Source organism: Marinobacter sp. L-80, assembly GCF_056859395.1.
In genome coordinates, this window is record NZ_JBSXOI010000075.1 from 141,791 (window position 1) to 158,337 (window position 16,547).

At 58.3% G+C, this 16,547-nt stretch carries 16 protein-coding genes; 5 read left to right on the forward strand and 11 right to left on the reverse strand.

Annotated elements, in window-relative coordinates; genetic code table 11:
* From era to rpoE, 11 genes are all read right to left on the reverse strand, one after another.
* Complete coding sequence (gene era, locus AC13E3_RS17710; RefSeq protein ID WP_008176182.1) at positions 1-918, reverse strand: GTPase Era; 918 nt, start codon at positions 916-918, stop codon at positions 1-3.
* Entirely contained in the window at positions 918-1,607 is a 690-nt protein-coding gene (gene rnc, locus AC13E3_RS17715) for a ribonuclease III (protein ID WP_008176185.1), read from the reverse strand. Before rnc ends, era begins: the two co-directional genes overlap by 1 nt.
* Entirely contained in the window at positions 1,604-1,993 is a 390-nt protein-coding gene (locus AC13E3_RS17720; RefSeq protein WP_008176189.1) for a DUF4845 domain-containing protein, read from the reverse strand. The genes rnc and AC13E3_RS17720 overlap by 4 nt, the downstream gene beginning before the upstream one ends.
* 26 nt (positions 1,994-2,019) lie before the next feature.
* Positions 2,020-2,826, reverse strand: a complete 807-nt coding sequence (gene lepB, locus AC13E3_RS17725; RefSeq protein ID WP_014576286.1) for a signal peptidase I — start codon at positions 2,824-2,826, stop codon at positions 2,020-2,022.
* 12 nt (positions 2,827-2,838) lie between these two features.
* Positions 2,839-4,641, reverse strand: coding sequence for a translation elongation factor 4 (lepA, locus tag AC13E3_RS17730; protein WP_014576285.1), 1,803 nt, complete (start codon positions 4,639-4,641; stop codon positions 2,839-2,841).
* A gap of 104 nt (positions 4,642-4,745) precedes the next feature.
* Positions 4,746-7,472: a bifunctional diguanylate cyclase/phosphodiesterase gene (locus AC13E3_RS17735; protein ID WP_273069228.1), complete on the reverse strand. Its 2,727-nt coding sequence runs from the start codon at positions 7,470-7,472 to the stop codon at positions 4,746-4,748.
* Between the two features lie 126 nt (positions 7,473-7,598).
* Complete coding sequence (locus AC13E3_RS17740; RefSeq protein WP_273017395.1) at positions 7,599-9,023, reverse strand: DegQ family serine endoprotease; 1,425 nt, start codon at positions 9,021-9,023, stop codon at positions 7,599-7,601.
* A 134-nt stretch (positions 9,024-9,157) separates the two neighbouring features.
* On the reverse strand, positions 9,158-9,607 hold the full coding sequence (locus AC13E3_RS17745; protein WP_008176201.1) for a SoxR reducing system RseC family protein: 450 nt from the start codon (positions 9,605-9,607) through the stop codon (positions 9,158-9,160).
* Positions 9,604-10,578, reverse strand: coding sequence for a MucB/RseB C-terminal domain-containing protein (locus tag AC13E3_RS17750; RefSeq protein ID WP_273082556.1), 975 nt, complete (start codon positions 10,576-10,578; stop codon positions 9,604-9,606). Before AC13E3_RS17750 ends, AC13E3_RS17745 begins: the two co-directional genes overlap by 4 nt.
* A gap of 67 nt (positions 10,579-10,645) precedes the next feature.
* Positions 10,646-11,206: a sigma-E factor negative regulatory protein gene (locus tag AC13E3_RS17755; RefSeq protein ID WP_008176205.1), complete on the reverse strand. Its 561-nt coding sequence runs from the start codon at positions 11,204-11,206 to the stop codon at positions 10,646-10,648.
* Between the two features lie 15 nt (positions 11,207-11,221).
* Positions 11,222-11,908 carry an RNA polymerase sigma factor RpoE gene (rpoE, locus tag AC13E3_RS17760; protein ID WP_008176207.1) on the reverse strand — a complete coding sequence of 229 codons (687 nt, stop codon included), beginning with the start codon at positions 11,906-11,908 and terminating at the stop codon, positions 11,222-11,224.
* 134 nt (positions 11,909-12,042) lie between these two features.
* Here rpoE and nadB point away from each other — a divergent pair, with 134 nt between their 5' ends.
* From nadB to AC13E3_RS17785, 5 genes are all read left to right on the forward strand, one after another.
* Positions 12,043-13,647 (forward strand): L-aspartate oxidase, encoded by a 1,605-nt coding sequence (gene nadB / locus AC13E3_RS17765; protein ID WP_181259056.1) that lies wholly within the window; start codon positions 12,043-12,045, stop codon positions 13,645-13,647.
* Between the two features lie 39 nt (positions 13,648-13,686).
* Positions 13,687-13,959, forward strand: coding sequence for an FAD assembly factor SdhE (locus AC13E3_RS17770; protein ID WP_014576278.1), 273 nt, complete (start codon positions 13,687-13,689; stop codon positions 13,957-13,959).
* On the forward strand, positions 13,943-14,407 hold the full coding sequence (locus AC13E3_RS17775; protein WP_273082459.1) for a hypothetical protein: 465 nt from the start codon (positions 13,943-13,945) through the stop codon (positions 14,405-14,407). The genes AC13E3_RS17770 and AC13E3_RS17775 overlap by 17 nt, the downstream gene beginning before the upstream one ends.
* 21 nt (positions 14,408-14,428) lie before the next feature.
* A complete protein-coding gene (gene ygfZ, locus AC13E3_RS17780; protein WP_482902308.1) occupies positions 14,429-15,424 on the forward strand; it encodes a CAF17-like 4Fe-4S cluster assembly/insertion protein YgfZ in 996 nt (331 codons plus the stop codon).
* A gap of 125 nt (positions 15,425-15,549) precedes the next feature.
* On the forward strand, positions 15,550-16,383 hold the full coding sequence (locus AC13E3_RS17785) for an HDOD domain-containing protein (protein WP_008176220.1): 834 nt from the start codon (positions 15,550-15,552) through the stop codon (positions 16,381-16,383).
* Positions 16,384-16,547: the final 164 nt, after the last annotated feature.

Genomic DNA, 16,547 nt, shown 5'->3' on the forward strand with positions numbered 1-16,547 from the left:
TCAGAGGTCGTTCATGCCCAGGCTTTTCAGGGCCCGGTCGCTGTCTGCCCAGCCACGCTTCACCTTTACCCAGAGCCTCAGCATGATCTTGCTGTCGAACATACGCTCCATATCCGTACGAGCTTCCTGACCAATGCGGCGCATCCGCTCGCCCTTCTCGCCGATGATGATCTTCTTTTGACCTTCGCGCTCGACCAGGATCAGGGCGGATATGTGCAGGGTCTTGCCCTCCCGCTTGAACTCCTCGATCTCCACCGCCACCGAATATGGCAGCTCTGCTCCAAGCTGTCGGGTGATCTTTTCTCGGACAATCTCGGAGGCCAGGAATCGCTCACTGCGATCGGTGATCTGGTCGTCCGGATAGAAATGAATACTCTCCGGCAGGAAACGCCCCACGGCCTCTTCCAGAGGTTCCAGATTGGTCTCTTTCAGGGCCGAAAGCGGAATGATCTCGGCAAACTCGCGCTTTTTCGAGAGCATATCCAGATGCGGCAGCAGGCTTTCCCGTTTTTCGATCTTGTCGACCTTGTTCACCGCCAGGATCACAGGGCATTTCAGGCGACTGAGTTTCTCCAGCACCATCTCATCCGCGGTCGTCCAGGCCAGCTGATCCACCACAAACACCACCACATCGACATCAATGAGCGCCGACGTGGCCGCCTTGTTCATGTAGCGGTTAATGGCACGGGGCTCCTCCTCGTGCATGCCAGGTGTGTCCACATAGATCGCTTGCACCGGCCCTACGGTCTTGATACCCAGCACCTGATGACGGGTGGTCTGCGGCTTGCGGGAAGTGATGCTCAGCTTCTGCCCGAGGATATGGTTCAGCAGTGTGGACTTGCCCACATTCGGACGGCCAACGATGGCCACAAAACCGCAGCGACTGTCCGGGTTTTCCGGACGGGTGATATCGTTCATTACTGGTTCTCCACGCCCAACTCTTTCAGGGCGTTACGGGCTGCCTGCTGCTCGGCCACCCGGCGGCTGCTGCCAGTCCCGGTGGTCTTTCGGTCCAGCGACGGCAGCGCACAGGATACATGGAATGTCTGGTTGTGGGCCTCGCCGTCCACGGAAATGACGTCATAGCGTGGCAGCGGAAACTGACGCGACTGGAGATATTCCTGCAAACGGGTCTTGGGGTCTTTCTGGGTGTCCTGCAGGTCGAGCTTTTCCAGACGGTGCTCGAACCAGCGCAATACCTGTTCCCGGCAGGTATGGAAATCACTGTCGAGGTAGATGGCGCCGATGATGGACTCCACGGCGTCGGCCAGGATGGATTCCCGGCGGAAGCCTCCGCTTTTAAGCTCTCCCGAGCCCAATCGAAGGTATGTGCCGAGCTGGAACTCCCGACCAATTTCGGCGAGTGTAACGCCTTTTACCATCCGGGCCCGCAGACGACTCAACTGGCCTTCCCGGGCTTTTTCGAAGTGCAGAAACAGATACTCGGCAATCACCATATTCACAATGGAATCGCCGAGGAATTCGAGGCGCTCGTTATTCTGATTTCCATAACTCCGGTGGGTGAGTGCCAGCAGAAGCCGCTCTGGCGATTTGAACTGATAGCCGATGCGCCGCTGTAACTGATCCAGATCCGGTTGTGAACTCACTTGCCCTTCATCTCATATTTGTGCTTGAAGTGAACCACCGTATCCACATTGCTGAACAGGTTGTTGCGCACTTCGTAATCAACATTGATAACGACCAGATCGCCGTCTTTATCGACCGAAATATTCTTGGCGTCGAATCCCCGGACATTGTTCACGCTGAGCCGTTTGTTGATCAACGTACGGACCTGGGCAGGCCCCATCTGGGAGAGACCTTCGGTGCCATCAAGGCTTTCCAGCGCTTCCTGAATGGTTATGTCATCCAGATAGGCGGGACCAAGCTTGATCACCAGCGTCAGCAGGCCACCAAAAAACAGCACCATCACCATCATGGTCAATGCCGAGGCACCGCGCTGACGGCCCATGCCGGAAAGATTATTTTTCTTCATTACGACTGCGCTCCAGATAGTCCGAGTTACTCGATTCCGCCTACACGATCAAAGGATGGCAGACTGGTAAGGGATTTCCAGTGCATCCAGATAGCAAAGGCCTTGCCCACCACCAGCTCGTCCGGGACCGTGCCCCAATAGCGGCTGTCATTACTGTTGTCGCGATTGTCACCCATGACGAAATAATGACCCTCGGGCACCAGCCATTCGCCCTCACCACCGCCGCCAGACCGGCCCATGGTCAGAAAAATGTCGTGCTCTACTTCACCGAGATCCTCGCGGCGCAGTTCCATCGGCGGTAGCCGCGCGATAAACCGGGTTTCCACCCGATCGCCATTGATGAACAGCTGCTTGTCACGGTAGCGGATATGGTCGCCGGGCAAACCGATCACCCGTTTGATGTAGTTGGTCTGGCCGTCCTCCGGGTAGCGGAAAACCATCACATCGCCGCGCTGGGGATCGCCGACCGGAATCACTTTGGTGCCGGCAACCGGCAGCCTGAACCCGTAGGCGTATTTGTTCACCAGAATGAAATCGCCGACTTCCAGGGTGGGCAACATGGATCCCGACGGAATCTGGAACGGTTCAACCAGGAAGGACCGGAGGACCAGAACAATCGCCAGCACCGGAAAGAACGATCGGCTAAGGTCAACCAGGTAGGGCTCTTTTGGCTCCTCCGATTCCGCCGGGGAGCCTTCATCCACTGCGTCTCCGGTGCCGCTGGCACGGTAGGCAGCCAGACGACGCTCACGAAGAAACAGCTTGTCCGCCAGCCAGATCAGACCCGTTGCAAAGGTCAGTACCACCAGTACCAGGGGAAAATCGATATCCATCCAGGAGGCCTTTTATTTATCCACTTTCAGTACGGCAAGAAACGCTTCCTGAGGCACCTCGACATTACCCAGCTGCTTCATACGCTTTTTACCTTCTTTCTGCTTCTGCAGCAGTTTCTTCTTCCGGCTGACGTCACCACCGTAGCACTTGGCGGTTACGTTCTTGCGTAGCGCCTTCACGGTGACCCGCGACACAACCTGATTACCAATGGCGGCCTGAATCGCGATATCAAACATCTGCCGAGGAATCAGCTCTTTCATCTTTTCGATCAACTGGCGCCCTTTGTGGTGAGCCTGCTCCTTGTGCACGATCAGCGCCAGGGCATCGACACGCTCGCCGTTGATCAGCACGTCCAGGCGGACCAGGTTGGCGGTCTGGAACCGGGTAAAGTGGTAGTCCAGGGACGCAAAGCCGCGGCTGGCTGACTTGATACGATCGAAGAAATCCATCACCACCTCGGCCATCGGCAGCTCATAGGTGAGCTGGACCTGGGTCGTCATGAAGTGCATGTTCTTCTGGACGCCGCGCTTTTCCTCACACAAGGCTATTACGTTACCGATGTGCTCCTGGGGCACCAGGATATTCGCTTCCACAATCGGCTCACGCATTTCCTCAATGGAACCAATATCCGGAAGCCGGGACGGATTGTCTACCGACAGGGTCTCACCCTGTTTGGTAACCACCTCATAGATCACCGTTGGCGCCGTGGTGATCAGGTCGATGTCGTATTCACGCTCCAGCCGCTCCTGGATGATTTCCATGTGCAGCATGCCCAGGAAACCACAGCGGAAACCGAAGCCAAGGGCATCGGAATTCTCCGGCTCGAAAAACAGCGAGGCATCGTTGAGGGTCAGTTTTTCCAGGGCATCCCGGAAATCGTTGTAGTCGTCGGCGCTGACCGGGAACAACCCGGCGTAGACCTGGGGTTTGACTTTCTTGAACCCGGGCAGCATTGGCGTCTGCTCGGCGAACTTCTGGTGAACAATGGTATCACCTACCGGCGCCCCGTGAATGTCCTTGATTCCGGCCACCACGAAGCCGACATCGCCGGACTCCAGCAGGTCGGTGTCTTTCGGTTTGGGATTAAAAATACCAACCTTGTCGGCATTCCAGGCCTTCCCGGTAGACTTGATGACGATCTTGTCGCCCTTTTTCAGGGTGCCCTCGGTCACCCTCACGAGCGACACGACGCCCAGATAATTGTCGAACCAGGAATCGATGATCAGAGCCTGCAGGGGCGCGCTTCGGTCGCCCTTGGGTGGCGGGATCTTCTTGATCAGATCTTCCAGAACATCTTCCACGCCCAGACCACTCTTGGCGCTACAGCGGACCGCATCAGACGCTTCAATGCCAATGATGTCCTCGATTTCCGCCGCTACCCGTTCAGGTTCGGCCTGTGGGAGATCCATCTTGTTCAGAACCGGCACTACTTCGAGACCCTGCTCAATGGCGGTGTAGCAGTTGGCCACAGACTGGGCTTCAACGCCCTGCCCGGCGTCCACCACCAGCAGGGCCCCCTCGCAGGCATAGAGCGAGCGCGAAACCTCGTAGGAAAAATCCACGTGGCCCGGGGTATCGATAAAGTTCAGTTTGTATTCCTGCCCGTCACGGGCGGTGTAATTCAGCGTGACACTCTGGGCCTTGATGGTAATCCCTCGCTCACGCTCGAGATCCATGGAGTCCAGGACCTGCTCGGCCATTTCGCGGTCGGTCAGGCCGCCGCAAACCTGGATAAAACGATCTGCCAGCGTGGATTTACCATGGTCGATGTGGGCGATAATGGAAAAGTTACGGATTCGGCTCAGTTCAGTCACAGACGATGAATACTCAGTTAAGACGAAGGATTGAGCCCGGAAGGGCCGCTACCGGGATCCGGGAACGGCGTGATTTTACCGGTTACCGGCCGCCATTGCCATGATCAGGAAATCAGCGGCCGTTCGTATTGCCGGATAAGGAAACCGATGAGCGCATCCTCGTCCAGCGGATAGCTGAACAGGTTGCCCTGACACTGGGCGCAGCCGTGAGTTTTCAGGAAGCTCAGCTGCTGTGGGGTTTCCACACCCTCCGCAACCACCGTAAGGTGGAGCTTGCGGGCCAGGGCAATCACTGCGGAGGCCACATCCGTGGCACTGACATTGTAGGGAATGTCGCGAATGAACCGGTGGTCGATCTTGATAACATCCAGCGGCAGCTGCTGCAAAGCAACCAGTGAACAGGAGCCGGTGCCGAAATCATCCAGTATCAGACAGACCCCGAGATCATGGAGTGACACCAGCAACTCCCTGAGCATTCGCGGATCTTCATTGAGCAGCTCCGCCGGCATCTCCAGCTCCAGCCGCTCCGGCGAGACGCCCGTCTCGGTGATGACCTGTCGGATCATGTCGAGGAAGCCCGAATCGGTCAGTTGTCGAACAGACAGATTCACCGCCATTTTCAGGGATTCAAAGCCGGCCCGTTCCAGGGCCTGAGCCTGAATACAGGCCTGTCTCAAAGCCCATTCACCCAGGCGAACAATCAGGCCGGTTTCCTCGGCAAGACCGATGAACTGCTGTGCCGACACCAGCCCCTTCTCCGGATGATGCCAGCGCAGGAATGCCTCAACCCCAATCACCCGCTCACTGGCCAGATCAATCTTCGGCTGGTAATGCAGAACGAAGCGATCGCCATCCAGCGCCGTGGCCAACTCCTCCTGTTGCAGAAGCCGCCTTGCCGCCTTGATGTTCATGGCCGGGGTGAAGAACTGGAACGTATTCCGACCCAGCTCCTTGGCACGATACATCGCCAGATCAGCGTACTTCATCAGGGTTCCGGCGTCCTCACTGTCGTGGGGAATCATGGTGATGCCGATACTGACCGTGATGCCGACTTCGTGATCGTTCAGCCGGATTCGCTGGCAAAGACTGCGCAGAATGGTCTCTGCGACCTTGCCGGCAGCATCGGAGTCACTGATCCGGGACAGCAATACCACAAACTCATCGCCGCCGAGCCTGGCAACCGAGTCCTCCTCACGGACACAACCCACCAGCCACTGCGCCACCTGGCACAGCAGTTCATCGCCGGAATCGTGCCCCAGGGTGTCGTTGATACGTTTGAAGCCGTCGAGATCCAGGAACATGAGGGCAGCCGGCTCACCGCTCCGGCGACTGCGGCTGACCACGTGATTCAAACGGTCCCGGAACAGTTGCCGGTTCGCCAGGCCGGTAAGCGGATCATAGAATGCCAGCCTGTGCAGCTCGGACTGGGCGGCCTTGAGCTGGGTCAGATCCCGCAGGCTAAGCACAACGCCATTGACGCCTGGCACCGACAACATGGCCGTAAAGGTGCCCTCCATATCCCGCCACTGCCCCTTGGCATCACGGATACGGACCCGGATGACCGGCATCTGTTTGCCCGGCGACTGAACGGAATCGTCAAAGCCTCGCTGCAGCTGGGGCCAGTCGTCACCATGAACGAGCTCCTCAAAGTTCAGGGCCTGAACCTGATCCGGCTCGAAGCCAAGGATATCCAGGCTGGACGGGCTCGCGTACAGGGGCTGCCCGGCACGGTCCATCACCAGGGTGACATTGGCTGCGCCTTCGGTAATCGCCCGATAGCGGCCGGCACTGATCTGCGCCATCAGCCGTGAACGGATCAAGGCAAGCACGAAGAGGAACAACAGGGCACTGATCACCAGGCCACTGCCGAGGACGATCGGAGGCCGCGGATCCGAGGCCAGGAAATCAAATGCGGGCGTGGAGCGCGTCTGCAACAGCCAGTCTCGACCACCATGGCTGATGGTCTGACTCATCTGGAAACTGAATTCGTTGTCCAGGGACCCCAGATTGGAGCCATACATGAGGTTCTGCCGTTCCACGACTCCGGCATCGTAGATCCGGACATCAAGAAACGGCGAGATCAGGCCAACGATGCCGTCGATAAGATTGTTCATCCGGAAGGCACTGAACACATAGCCCGCCAGCATCATGCGACGCTCGGCCCGGATCTCGGGCACTTCTCCCCCCTGGTAGACGGGGTAATACATCAGAAAACTGGCCTGGTCTTCGCCGAGCTCTTCCTGAACCAGCACCACCTTGGCAGTCACCGTGGGGATCGCATCATCCCGGGCCTGCTCCATGGCCTGGCGATGAATGGGATCACTGAAGGCATCGTAGCCGAGGGCCCGTCGGTTCCGTTCCGTGCCAGGCTCCAGGTAGACCATGGGGTAGTAGTAGGGACCGCTACCCAGCGGGTTCACCAGGTAATTATGCACCCCTTCCGCGCGGACAGAGGCAATATGGTCGGCCATCTGGCGTACACCGATACGGCGAACATAGCCAATACCCTGAATGCCCGGGTAGTAGCGGTTGATATCAACCTTGTCCACGTATTCGCGCCATTGATCACGGGAAACGTCTCCGGCCACCGCAAACAGACCGGCACTGCCGGCCAGCACCTGCTCGTAATTCAGCAAGCGCTCTTCGATGGCGGATTTAAGCTGGAGCGATTGGGTGCGAAAACGGGCTTCCGTGCGGTCTTCAACCAGCCGGATAGACACCTGCCAAAGCAATAGGGTGACGGCAACGGCTACCGCGAAGACCAGCCAGGCGACCCAGGCATTGCGAAATTCCAGTAGCTTACGGAGAGAGAGTTCCTGTCTGTTCATCATGGGGCTGGTCCGTTCCATGGCCACTCATTTTTATTGATCCGCCGAGTATAACAAAAGCCCCCGCAAGTGTCGTTTCCAACACCTGCGGGGGCTCTATCTCAGGTAATCCGGATCAGCAGAAGGGTATCAGGGCTTCATCACCAGATACAGTGCCCGACCCTGGCGCACCACCCGGACCGATACCGCCTTGCCCTCGGGCAGCGACTGAACAGCCTCGCGGAATTCCTGCACCGATGTCACCTTCTGGCGATTCATTTCCGTGATCACATCGCCCGCACGGATGCCCGCTTCGGAAGCCGCACCCCGCGCAACGTTATTGACCACAACGCCGCCTTCAATACCCATTGAGTCGGCCATGTCCTTAGGAAGAGGTTCGACCATCATGCCCAGGGGCGCAGAGCCGGGACCATCACTGTCACTGGCCGGTGCGGAAGCCTGCTGGCTTCCCTCCTCGGGAAGGCGACCGATTTCAACCTGAAGCTCGATTTCCTCGCCACCGCGAAGCACTCTCAGTTCGGCAGTTTCACCAACCGGCGTGCGGCCAACCATGGGCGGCAAGTCAGAGGAAAGCTGCACATCTTCGCCGTCATAACTGAGGACGATATCCCCTGCCTGCAGGCCGGCTGCCTGCGCCGGCGAACCGGACATCACTTCGGCAATAAGTGCACCGCGGGGCCGCTTGAGACCAAAGGATTCGGCCAGATCACGGTTCACTTCCTGAATCAGCACCCCGAGCCAGCCACGGGAGACAGAGCCGTTGTCGCGCAACTGACGGAAGACGTTCATCGCATCGTCAATCGGAATGGCAAAGGAGACCCCCATGAAACCACCAGAGCGGGTGTAGATCTGGGAGTTGATACCGACCACTTCGCCCTCCAGGTTAAACAGAGGGCCACCGGAGTTGCCCGGGTTGATCGCTACGTCTGTCTGAATGAAGGGCACGTAGTTTTCCGATGGCAGGGAGCGACCCAGGGCGCTGACGATTCCGGCCGTTACCGTGTAATCGAATCCAAACGGCGAGCCAATCGCAAACACCCACTCACCAACTTTCAGATCCCGGGACCGACCTACCTGAACGACAGGCAGATCATCGCCGTTTTCAATTTTCAGCACGGCCATATCGGAACGAGGGTCTGTTCCAACCAGCGTCGCGGGCAGCTCGCGCCGGTCATTCAGCCGCACGATGATCTCATCAGCTCCCTCGACCACGTGATTATTGGTCAAGACATAACCGTCCGAGGAGACAATGAACCCGGAGCCCATGGAGCGGCGTGGCTGGGAGTTGCCAGGCCCACCTCCAAACGGAGACTGGGGGCCGCGGAAGAAATCCTGGAAAAACTCGGGAAGCTGTTCGAGCTGACGCTCATCAAACGGCATCCCGGGAGCGCCGGAATTGCGGCGCGTGGGCTCTGTGGTCGTACTGATGTTCACCACCGCACCGGCGTTATCTTCAACCAGCTCGGTAAAATCAGGCAGGCTTCGGGCTGAACTCGCCTGACTCCAGCCCGCCAACACCATGGCGGACAGCAAAATCAGCAAAGCGGCCGGCATCCTTCCGGGTATGAAATTACGTGACGACTGGGCAACTGCTGTTGCACTCGACATGTTGTACCCCCTGTTGTGCTTACACCTAGGCGTAGTTTTGAGTTCGGCCCACCGATTTTCAACTTACAAAACCGTAGGGTTTACAGACAGTTTTCAGAGGCTATCCGGCTTACCCGGACCAGGCGGGGCTCATACTCCTTGCCGCCCGCGTCTTGCAGTTTGCGTCCTGCGAAAAAACCCAGAGCCAGGCCAGCGACAGCGGCCAGCATCGCAGCGCCGTCGCTACCACCGGACATCTGGTGCCCGAGGATACTCGCGACAACCATCAGGATCAGTGGGACGGCGTAGACCAGAATGGAAGCACCCAGCAACGCCTGCTCATCGATTCCAATGGTTACTTCATCTCCCACCCTGGCATTGACCGAGTTCGTCACCAGAATCTGGTTGGCGCGCCCGCCCGAGGCAGCCGCCAGGACTTTCTGACCACAACCGTTGCGGGCAGCACAACTCTGACAGGCGCTGGTTCGGATCGTCTGGACCCAGACCTTGTCGCCCTTGAGCGCGACCACTTTTCCGGTTTCAGTAATCACGGCTCACCCGCACCCAGGGCCACCGAGTCTTCAATACGCACCGATTCGGCAACCTGGCGCGCAGTCTGCGGAGGCAGCTCACCCACGACGGTAACCAGAAAAGCGCTATCCCCTTCCGTCACCTGATGCATATAAACGGTGGTGGCGCCAATCAGGGAGGCGCCCGTCGGCATGCTAACCGGGCCAGCCGGCTCAACGAAGACCGAAAAAGCGGCCAGGCCATCGGAGAAGGCAACGGCCTGGCCCTTGCCGGAGCGGGGCGCCGCCGCAGGGACAAACCCTTCCGGGCGCCAGCCAAGCTGCCACCCATCCATACGCTGGACCACCGATGCCGTAGCAGCGGGCTCATCCAGCGTTCTGGAAATTTCCCGGCCCTCGGTGCGGATCTCGAATTCGCTATCGGGAATGTCCTCGCCGATGTGCAGGCTGGTGAACTGAAACTGCTCGAGCACTTCCCCCTCGGCATTACGAACGTTACTCTTGACCAGAAGACCGGTGGATTTCTCCAGCCAGAGCCGATGACTGTAGCGGTAGGGATCCTTGGCGCTTAGCGCCACTGAAACCACGTCATACCCTGCAACTCGGTCCTCACCTTTCATTTCCGCCCGATACCAGTGGCTGACCGGCATCAGCTGACTGGTGAACGCTTCGGCGAACGGGCCTGAAGGAATCACCTGGTCAAGCTTGACGCGGCCTGTTTCAGGAAGCACGCAGACCACATTCATGCCTTTGCGAACAATTTCTCCACTGCCGCCGTCCTGCAGAACCAGCCGCTCCTCAACAACGCCATTATTGTAACGATGGGCAATCTGCATGGAGTGCACGCTCTCGCCCCGGGCGTATACGAACACACCGCGGTAGGACGTCATGTTCAGGGCCGGACCCAGCCTTTCAAGCCAGGCGGATGCCTCGTCTTCGTCCGCGGCAGCCGGCAGCGACCCAGCAAGCGCAAGCAAAAAACCCACGAGCATGGACAACGCACGGCTTGGGACAACATTAATGAAGACTTGAGGCATGATTAAACTCTCGCTCCGGGGTTCAGTAGCCGGCACCGTTGGCACTGACCAGACGGGCATAGCCGACGGCGCCCCGCCCGGCGCCAACACTGTTGTGCTGTGCGTGTTCCAGCAGGTAGCGACTCATATACTCCCACTGTTCCTCATCAAGACCCTGCAGGGCAATTTCCCTGACCGGCTGGTCCTGCACAGGCGTTTCTGGTGCGGCTGCGGTCACCGGCTGAACCGGCCCGGTCGCGGATGAATCCCAACCGGCACCAGCACCGAACCCGACCAGCAGCGCCATGGCAACCATGGCGGCAGCCGGCCAGTGCCAGCGGCCGGACCTGGTGGCCTGTACGGCAGCTTCAGGCCTGACCGCGGTGGTGCCCCGCCCGTCAAGCCGTTCACGGACGCCCACACTGACGTCCATACCATGGGCCGGCGAGTGGCCGTCATGCATAAGGTCGCGAACATCCTGCCAACGCTGCCACTGCGCCCGAACCTCGTCCTGGCGATCGTGGGAAAGCAGGCGACGTACCGAAAGTTCGTCAGCTTCGTCGTCCATCATGGCGGACAGTGTTTCTCTGAGACGATCATCCATGGGATGCAACCTCAATTACGTCACCGAGTGATTGAGTAAAGGCCCGAGATGCCGATCAACCGCATCCCGGGCCCTGAATATTCTTGAACGGACAGTACCGATAGGGCACTCGAGGATACCCGCGATATCCTCATAGCTCAGCCCATCGTATTCCCTGAGCAGAAAGGCAGAGCGCAACTCCTCAGGAAGCTGGGCGATCGCCTTGTTCAATTCTTTCTGGAGCTGTTCCCGTTGCAGGAGCCGTTCAGGCGAAGCGGTGTCACGCAGCCGTGAACCGTCATCGAAATTCTCCGCTTCCGCCGAGTCGGCACTGCCCTGCGGCCGCCGGCCGCGGGATTCCAGGTAATTCTTCGCGGTATTGACGGCAATCCGGTACAGCCATGTATAGAAGGCGCTGTCCCCGCGGAAGCGCTCGATCGCCCTGAACGCTTTTACGAAGGTCTCCTGGGTCAGATCCATGACTTCCTGACTGTCGTAGACGTACCGACTGATAATTGATGCGACTCTGGATTGGTACTTGACCACCAGAAGATCGAAGGCGGCGCGATCACCATTACGGACCTTGCGCACCAGCTGCAGATCCGTCTGGCTGTCCGGGTGATCGCCCTGTTGTTTCTCTGTATCAGGAGTCATGGACTGGTTGCCGGGGTTCCCTGATTTGATGGCCAGCTGTCCGGCCTGTACCAAGTTTCGCTGCGTCATTGATGCTATCCGGCGTCCGTTCATGAAACGGGCTAGACCACCGGTCAGGCGGCTCACCCTGTCAGGCCAAATAGACAGCAAGCGTAAAGTTTAGTTCAATACACGTCCACATTATGGCCTGCGATAACGACCCGATGCCACAGTCCTTCGAATACGATGTTCTCATTATCGGCAGTGGTGCTGCCGGCCTCACCGTCGCGCTCAATCTGCCGGAGCACCTGAAGGTCTGCGTGGTGAGCAAGGCCCAGATCAGCAGCGGCGCCACGCTCTGGGCACAAGGCGGTATCGCCGCAGTTCTGGATGATCAGGATTCCACCGAAAACCACATCTCCGACACCCTCAATGCTGGCGCAGGCCTGTGCCATGAGGACGCCGTGCGGTTCACGGTCGAACATGGCAGGGAAAGCATCAACTGGCTGATCGATTCCGGTGTCGATTTTACGCGGGATCAGGACGCCCACTACCACCTGACCCGTGAGGGCGGCCACAGTCATCGGCGCATCATTCATGCAGCCGATGCCACGGGGCATGCGGTCTCAACCACCCTCACCTCCCAGGCAGAGGCACGACCTAACATAGAACTCATGTCTGGTAGGGTGGCTGTGGATCTGATCACCAATCGCAAACTGTCCCTGCCGGGAAACCGATGCGTCGGTGCCTACATCCTGAACCTTGAAGACAACCATGTAGAGCTGTTCCGGGCACGATTCACAGTGATTGCCACCGGCGGCGCCTCCAAGGCCTACCGCTACACAACCAATCCGGACGGCGCTTCCGGAGACGGGATTGCGATGGCCTGGCGGGCCGGTTGCCGGGTGGCAAACATGGAGTTCAACCAGTTTCACCCCACATGCCTTTATCACCCCCACGCCAAATCCTTCCTGATCACGGAAGCCGTGAGGGGCGAGGGTGGCCTGCTGAAACTGCCGGATGGTTCCCGGTTTATGGATCGCTTTGACGAGCGTGGCGAGTTGGCGCCCCGCGATATCGTTGCCCGGGCCATTGACCACGAAATGAAACGACTGGGCGCTGATCATCTGTACCTGGACATCAGCCACAAACCCGCCGACTTTATAAAGCACCACTTCCCCACCATCTACGAGAAGTGTCTGGGCTTCGGTATCGATATTACCCAAGAGCCCATTCCCGTAGTTCCAGCCGCTCACTATACCTGTGGCGGAATCATGAGCGATGAACGTGCCCGAACCGATGTTAACCAGCTCTACGTGGTCGGCGAGGCTGCCTTCACCGGGCTCCATGGGGCCAACCGAATGGCCAGCAACTCCCTGCTGGAATGTCTGGTTTATGGCCGTGCGGCTGCGGCGGATATTGCCCGCCGGGAAGCCGACATTCCACCACCGCCAGAGGCACCAGACTGGGATGAAAGCCAGGTGCGGGACTCCGATGAAGACGTGGTAATCTCCCACAACTGGGACGAGCTTCGCCATTTCATGTGGGACTACGTCGGCATTGTGCGGACCACCAAGCGGCTGCAGCGGGCCAAGCACCGGGTGGATCTTTTGTCTGCGGAAATCGGCGAGTTCTACAGCAACTACCGTGTCACCAATGACCTGCTGGAACTTCGGAACCTGGTCACCGTGTCTGATCTCATCATATGTTCGGCACTGCAGCGCAGGGAAAGCCGAGGGCTGCACTACACTCTCGATTATCCGGGACTGATCAATGAGGTGCGTGATACCGTGCTGGTTCCCACCACCTACCGTACACTCGCGCCCTGAACGAACACCGTTTTTACACAGGATTCAATGGTAAACACTATGTCAGAGACACCTGCATCGTCTGAAAAAGCAGAATTCAACCGCCTCTGGTGGCATAGCCGTAGAGGCATGCTGGAGCTGGACAACCTTCTGATTCCCTTCATGGAAGAGGCCTTCCGCGATCTGGACGCTGAAGACCAGGCCCGCTACAAGAAACTGCTCACCTGCGAAGATAACGACATGTTTGAGTGGTTCATGCAACGCAGCCGCCCGGCCGATCCCGATCTTCAACGCATGGTCGACATCATTCTCAAACGTGTCCAGCCGGATTGAACTAACGCTGACGCCCTCCCTGCTGGTTGGCCTGCTTGCGTTGCTGCCATGGGTTTTGCTGCTGGCTTTCCTGTTGATGGCGCTGCTGGCAGGCAAATTCTGGCTTCTCGTTGCAATCCCCATTGCACTGTGGGGCGCCGCCCTGCAGTATCGGTCAAACGGGTTACTTCTGGGCGATGGTTCCGTAAGTGGTCTCCTGATCGAACACGATAAAATGTATGCCAGAATCGGAGACAAGCAGAGGGTAGAGGTTATTCCACTTGCCTCCAGCCGGATCTGGTCAGGCCTGGCACTCTTGAAACTTCGGCCTGCCGGCACCAGATTCCGGTCATACACTTCACTCCTGCTGGCACCAGTACCCGGAAGCCCGGGCAATGTTCCGGCGGAGGATTTCCGTCGTCTCAGGGTCTGGCTCAGACTGGGCCGCCCCCGGCGATCATCTCACTGATTCAATAACCTGGAGTACGCCATGACCGACACAGACGCTTCTGTATCTGCCGTTGCAGAGTATCCCCTGCCGGACAACGGTTGGGCGGATCTCGACAACCGCGTGGTTGTATGCGTCAGCGGCCCGGGCACCGACAAGTTTCTTCAGGGCCAGTTCAGCCAGAACCTCGATGAGGTAATCCCGGAGTATTCGCCGCGCGCGGCCGCAGCAACGCCCAAGGGTCGCGCCTACTGCCTCACACGTATGGTCCGTTCAGGCGACGATATCCTGATGGACTTTCCCGCCGAACTCGCTGACGACATCATCAGCCACTTGCGCAAATATCTGATGCTGTTTCGTGGAACCACTATGGAGATGGTTCAGGAAACGAAGATTATAGGGATTCTGGGCGACGGCCTGGCAGAAACGCTCGCCGGAAAGCCACTGGATTCTCTGAAAGAGCCCGGGGACGCCTGCACACTCCCTGACGGCATCCTCGTGAAGACGCAATCGACAGCCGAGGGCACGCCCCGCTTCGAGTTCTGGCACACTGAAGAGGGCGAAGCAGCACTTCCCGCCAGCGCCCGTATGTCGGCGGCCGACTGGCAGGCCTCCGAAATCGCAGCGGGCGTCGCCTCCCTGACTACCGCCACACAAGAGTCCTTCGTGCCTCAGATGCTGAACTGGCAGCATGTGGGCGGCGTGCATTTCAAGAAAGGCTGCTACACGGGTCAGGAAGTGATTGCCCGCATGCACTTCCTTGGGCAATTGAAAAAGAGCCTTTTCCGCTTCCGTATTGAACAGTCAGAAGACTTGCCAACCCCCGGAACCGCATTATTTGCTGGCGAGCGGTCAGTCGGAGAAGTGGTCAATGCGATCAAATACCGCGACGGCAGCGTTGAATTACTTGCGGTGGTTCGCCACGATGCCGCTGAAAACGCCTTGCATCCGGAGGGCCTGTCACAGGTGACGCTGGAGCCAATGCCACTGCCCTACCCGGTGCCCGAAAGGGAAAAAAGCGCACAATCAGATACATAAGTTGACAGGCAAACGCGCCAGAATTTGCTATTTTGCTATGCAGCAGCTCACATATTTGATTGTTCGGACAGTGGCCCAGGCATTCTGGCCATTCTTCGAAATCTTTAAGCGGACCTTTACTGACCATGTCGAATATTGTTGAAACCATCAAAGCCGATCTCAACGCAGCCATCGAAAATGACAAGCTGGTGCTTCCCACCCTTCCGGAGGTAGCCCTTCAGGTCAGAGACATTGCGCAATCCGAGGATTCTTCAATAGCCGACTTGGTAAAGGTCATCAGCAATGACACGGCCCTGTCCGCACGCATCATCCGGGTGACCAACAGCCCGCTGTTCCGGGGCAGCCGAGCCATTGAGAACCTGAACATGGCGGTAAGTCGCCTCGGTATGGCCTACACCAGCAACCTGGCCATGGGCCTGGCCATGGAGCAGATGTTCCAGGCCACGTCCGACATGATCGACAAGCGCATGCGGGCCACCTGGCAGACCAGTACCGAAGTGGCCGGCGTCTGCCACGTTCTGGCGCAACACTACACCAAACTCAAGCCGGACCAGGCTACCCTTGCAGGCCTTGTGCATCTGATCGGCGTACTGCCCATCCTGCGCTATGTAGAAGACCAGGACATCCAGATCAGCAGCATCATGCTGGACAACGTGGTTGATGAACTGCATCCGAAGATCGGGGCGACAATCCTTAAGAAGTGGGATTTCCCGAAGGAGCTTCAGAACGTTCCCCTGGAATACGCCAACTTCAACCGTGAGGTGCCGGCGGCCGACTATGCGGATCTCGTGATGGTTGCCAACCTGCAGCTGGTTGCGGGTTCGGAGCATCCGTGGACGGAGATGGACTGGACGAAGATTTCGGCCTTTGATCGTCTGGGGTTGGATCCGAATATCGACATGAGCGAGGAAGAGGATCTGAACGCCCAGATGGAAGCGGCTATGGCGCTGCTTCAGTAATACCTGCCCTGCCCCTTGGCCCCTCACCCTTTGGGGGCTGGCGCGGGGGTGGTCAGTCTTTCCCTCGGGAAAAGAACTCGCTTCGCTCAGACAGCTTTTCCTGTCGGAAAAGACTGACCACCCCCACACCGATCAAAAATTGGAAGGGCGCTCCTGACTTGTCC

Bases quoted from the DNA above. Each gene is read 5' to 3' on its own strand.
- era (WP_008176182.1), bottom strand. From the start codon at position 918: ATGAACGATATCACCCGTCCGGAAAACCCGGACAGTCGCTGCGGTTTT.
- AC13E3_RS17720 (WP_008176189.1), bottom strand. From the start codon at position 1,993: ATGAAGAAAAATAATCTTTCCGGCATGGGCCGTCAGCGCGGTGCCTCG.
- lepB (WP_014576286.1), bottom strand. From the start codon at position 2,826: ATGGATATCGATTTTCCCCTGGTACTGGTGGTACTGACCTTTGCAACG.
- AC13E3_RS17735 (WP_273069228.1), bottom strand. From the start codon at position 7,472: ATGATGAACAGACAGGAACTCTCTCTCCGTAAGCTACTGGAATTTCGC.
- AC13E3_RS17740 (WP_273017395.1), bottom strand. From the start codon at position 9,023: ATGCCGGCCGCTTTGCTGATTTTGCTGTCCGCCATGGTGTTGGCGGGC.
- AC13E3_RS17750 (WP_273082556.1), bottom strand. From the start codon at position 10,578: ATGCTCGTGGGTTTTTTGCTTGCGCTTGCTGGGTCGCTGCCGGCTGCC.
- AC13E3_RS17755 (WP_008176205.1), bottom strand. From the start codon at position 11,206: ATGGATGATCGTCTCAGAGAAACACTGTCCGCCATGATGGACGACGAA.
- rpoE (WP_008176207.1), bottom strand. From the start codon at position 11,908: ATGACGCAGCGAAACTTGGTACAGGCCGGACAGCTGGCCATCAAATCA.
- nadB (WP_181259056.1), top strand. From the start codon at position 12,043: ATGCCACAGTCCTTCGAATACGATGTTCTCATTATCGGCAGTGGTGCT.
- AC13E3_RS17770 (WP_014576278.1), top strand. From the start codon at position 13,687: ATGTCAGAGACACCTGCATCGTCTGAAAAAGCAGAATTCAACCGCCTC.
- ygfZ (WP_482902308.1), top strand. From the start codon at position 14,429: ATGACCGACACAGACGCTTCTGTATCTGCCGTTGCAGAGTATCCCCTG.
- AC13E3_RS17785 (WP_008176220.1), top strand. From the start codon at position 15,550: ATGTCGAATATTGTTGAAACCATCAAAGCCGATCTCAACGCAGCCATC.